The following is a 3,907-nucleotide window of genomic DNA, read 5'->3' as shown; positions in this document are numbered from 1 at the left end:
ATTAAAAATTTGCCATAATCTCTTTAGAGATTTTGATAACCGACTTATGATAGTAGTTTTGATAGGTGATAAATTACTCTATCAAATTGTATACATTTTGATAGGGTGCATTTTTGACTTTTATCGCCCAACTGGTGTAAATTGAGCGAATCGAACGATTCGTTTAAAGGTGATAAATGAACACTCTTTCAGCCAATGAAGCAAAAATTCACTTTGGAGATTTGTTGCTCAAAGCTCAACAAGCTCCAATCCAAATTAATAAAAATGGCAAGCCTGTGGCCGTTGTTATTTCAGCTGATGCATACCAAAGTATCGAGACACTAAAATTACATTTGCTTCAATCCAAAGCGGTGAAAGCCATAACTGACATCAAAATGGGCAATTTGGTTGATGGTAATACCTTTTTTGATGAGCTGGCCGCAGGGCAGTATGACTAATGCCGGTAACTTATCATTTAACGCCCGATGCACAATCTGATCTGATAGGTATTCACCGCTTTACGTTAGCCCAATGGGGAACGACTCAGTCGAAGACCTATTTATCAGGACTTAGACAAACGATTCAACTGCTGGCTGAAACACCCACCCTTGGGAAAAATAGACCCGAGGTACGCATGAATGTGTTTAGCTTCCCTTATTCAAGTCATGTCATCTATTACATCCAACATGAGCATCAATTCGTTGTATTTGGGATCTTACATAAAAGTATGATTCCACTTGCACATCTCGCGGAGCGGGAAATTATTTGATGTAGTGAAATAGGGAGGGCACCATGAAAAATGATGTTCGGCGGCTATCTATTTTGTCAACTGATGAAATAGATGAACTGTTTGGATTACCTCATTTCTCAGATGATGATCGTCGATTATATTTTGACTTAAGTGCTAAAGAGCGCGAGCTATTCGACAATACCCGAACGTTTTCTGTGGCAGCCCATTTAGTATTGCAACTGGGCTATTTCAAAGCCAAACGGCAGTTTTTCAGTTATGAACAAGAATCGTCAGTACTAAATGACTTGGATTACATTGCCGCGCTGTACTTTCCCACCAAAACGCTTTCAAGACTGAAAAGTCCCTCAAGACCGATTAGGGCTGAACAACAACGAGCAATTCTTGATTTATTCCAGTATAAACAATGTGATAATGAGGTAAAAGTTGATTTGGAAGATAAAGCACAGCGGGTTGCGATGTTATCGACACAACCTATCTTTATCTTTCGTGAATTAACCCAATACTTAGCATTACACCGTATTGTCATGCCCAGTTATCGGTATATGCAAGAGATGATTGGTAGAGTGGTGGCTTATGAACGCACCCGTATTGCTCGATTACTTAGCACTTGCATGACTTCACTTATCGATCAGCAATTAGCGGCTTTGCTTCGGGCTGAGTCAGGAGTATTTCGCGTCAGCGCATTAAAACATGAAGCTAAAGATTTCAGTTATAAAGAATTGCGACATGAAGTCGCACGGCGGCAGTTTTTCCAGCCTCTACATGAGTTTGCCAAGCAGTTCCTCATAACAGCGGGGATCTCCAATGAAAGCGGCAAGTATTATGCTTCTATGGTTAAGTTTTATACCACTTATAAACTTCAACGCATGAAAAAAGAGACTGCTCAGTTATATCTGCTGTTTTTTGCTTTTCATCGGTTTCAGCAAATTAATGACAACTTAATTGAAGCATTGCTCCATTGGGTCGATCAATACGAGAAACAGGCCAAGCGTGCCGCTGAAGAAGCAATGAATAATGCGGTTACCAATGCAGCGAAAAATTTACAGGCTGCGGGTCATGTATTGAGCCTGTTTACGGATGACACCATCACCGATGACACACCTTTTTCCATTATTAAAGAAAAAGCCTATGCATTGCTTGAACAAGAGAGATTCCCATTAGTTGCTGATTACTTACGCAATATTGCTTTCGACAAAACGGCATTTGAATGGTCACATTACACAAAATTATCCGCCACATTCAAACGTAACTTAAGGCAACTTTTTACTGATCTGGATTTTGCCGGACGTGTAGAAGACTCTCCTTTGCTTGAAGCTATCGCGTTTTTACAAAACTTATTGCGCACAGAAAAATCACCAAGGCAAACTGACCCTAATTCATTTCCGACTGAGATTATTCCTAAAGGTTTACGCCGATATTTGTTTAGTAAAGAGGGCAAAACATTTAAAACGCTTGATGTAGATCGCTATGAGTTTTTGGTCTATCGCCTACTACGCAACTCACTGGAAGCGGGTGATGTGTACGTTAAACATAGTAATGAATTTCGCCGCTTTGAAGATGACTTAATAAGCGATCTTAGATGGCAGGATAAAGAACGAGTATTGCAAGATATTGGTGCACCCATTTTATTGGCCCCTATCCAAGATACTCTGGCTGTATTTCATACTATGCTAGCAGCACGTTATAGTGCGATTAACCAACATATTTCTGATGGGGTCAACAAACATATTAAAGTAATTGGGGCTGCCGAAAAGCGTCGTTGGAAGCTGCTTTATCCGAGCAGTGATGAATCCGTTAATAGCGATTTTTACAGCCAGTTACCAGGAATTGGTATTGCGGATCTACTGTGGTTTGTTGCGGGTAATACTGGATTTTTAAATGCATTTACCCATGTATTAGATCGTTATGTAAAGCATGAAGCTGATCCCCGTGAAATTTTCGCCTGTATTGTTGCGATGGGAACAAACATGGGGTTAGCAAAAATGGCTGAGGTTTCAGGCCTTAGCTCAGCATCAATGGCGGGGACATCAAGAAATTATCTACGCTTGGAGACATTACGAGCGGCTAATGATGCGATTAGTAATGCGACCAGCCAGCTACCCGCATTTCATCTCTATGATATTCAGGACACACTTCATTCAAGTAGCGATGGTCAGCGGATAGAAACGCAAATTAACACCCTTAACGCTCGATATTCTCCCAAGTATTTTGGTTTACAGAAAGGTGTCAGCGCCTACACGTTGGTTGCAAATCATGTTCCTATAAATGCAAAGATTATTGGGACTCACGAACATGAAAGCCATTACGTTTTCGATTTATTGCATAACAATACCTCTGATATAAAGCCAGAACGGCATTCCACTGACACCCATGGCACCAATCAGGTTAATTTTTGGATTTTGCATGCATTTGGATATCATTTTGCACCTCGTTATCGTGATTTGCATAAGAAAATGGATACGTTAGTCGGCTCACAACATCCCAATGAGTGTGGTGACTGGCTAATAAAGCCTGCCCGAAAAACCAACGATGAATTGATTGAACGTGAATGGCCCAATATTCAACGGATCATGGCATCGCTAGCTCAAAAAGATGTTACTCAAGCCACGATTGTTCGCAAACTCTCGAGCTATTCGCGTCAGAATCAGACCAAGAAAGCATTATGGGAGTTGGAAAACATATGCCGAACGCTATACATTCTCGACTTTGTCGACGATGTTGGCTTACGTCAATGTGTACAAAAAGCATTAAATCGTGGCGAAGCCTATCATCGTCTTAGACGAGCAGTTGCATTTGTTAACGGTGGAAAATTCAGAGTAAAAACAGAAGAGGAGCAGCAAATATGGAATGAATGCTCTCGGCTCATCACCAACGCGGTCATTTACTACAACACAGTGCTGCTATCTCGTGTCTATGAACAGAAGCAAACAGTAGGAGATCAAAATGCACTGGCTCAGCTTCACAGTATTTCGCCCGTTGCATGGCAGCACATCAATATGTATGGCAATTTTGAGTTTAGTCCATCAACCTCAAAAATAGATATCGATGCATTGGTTGCTCGATATGCTGAACCAGAATATTGGAAGCAAGCGCTGATTGAGAACGAGAATTCAAGTGAGTGATTTTAGAATTTAAAGCTAACTTTACATTTTTGGCGCGTTGGGCAAATTTAGCCAT

Annotated in this window: 3 protein-coding genes; all 3 read left to right on the top strand. The window is 40.8% G+C overall.

From position 1 onward, the window contains the following. Positions 1 to 176: 176 nt before the first annotated feature. Genes L5M49_RS24835 through L5M49_RS24825 form a run of 3 tightly spaced genes read left to right on the top strand, consistent with a single transcriptional unit; the run spans position 177 to position 3,852 of the window. The gene (locus L5M49_RS24835) at positions 177 to 437 is read left to right on the top strand and encodes a type II toxin-antitoxin system Phd/YefM family antitoxin (protein WP_011787805.1); all 261 of its coding nucleotides are present in this window, start codon (positions 177 to 179) and stop codon (positions 435 to 437) included. Then, positions 437 to 748: a type II toxin-antitoxin system RelE/ParE family toxin gene (locus L5M49_RS24830; protein WP_099458567.1), complete on the top strand. Its 312-nt coding sequence runs from the start codon at positions 437 to 439 to the stop codon at positions 746 to 748. The genes L5M49_RS24835 and L5M49_RS24830 overlap by 1 nt, the downstream gene beginning before the upstream one ends. A 23-nt stretch (positions 749 to 771) precedes the next feature. Further along, positions 772 to 3,852, top strand: coding sequence for a Tn3 family transposase (locus tag L5M49_RS24825; protein ID WP_011787830.1), 3,081 nt, complete (start codon positions 772 to 774; stop codon positions 3,850 to 3,852). Positions 3,853 to 3,907 lie beyond the last annotated feature (55 nt).

Source organism: Shewanella sp. SM74 (genome assembly GCF_025653725.1).
Taxonomy (GTDB): Bacteria; Pseudomonadota; Gammaproteobacteria; order Enterobacterales; family Shewanellaceae; genus Shewanella; species Shewanella oncorhynchi.
The sequence above is the reverse complement of the archived record's forward strand: the minus strand, read 5'-3'. Positions and strand labels throughout refer to the sequence as shown.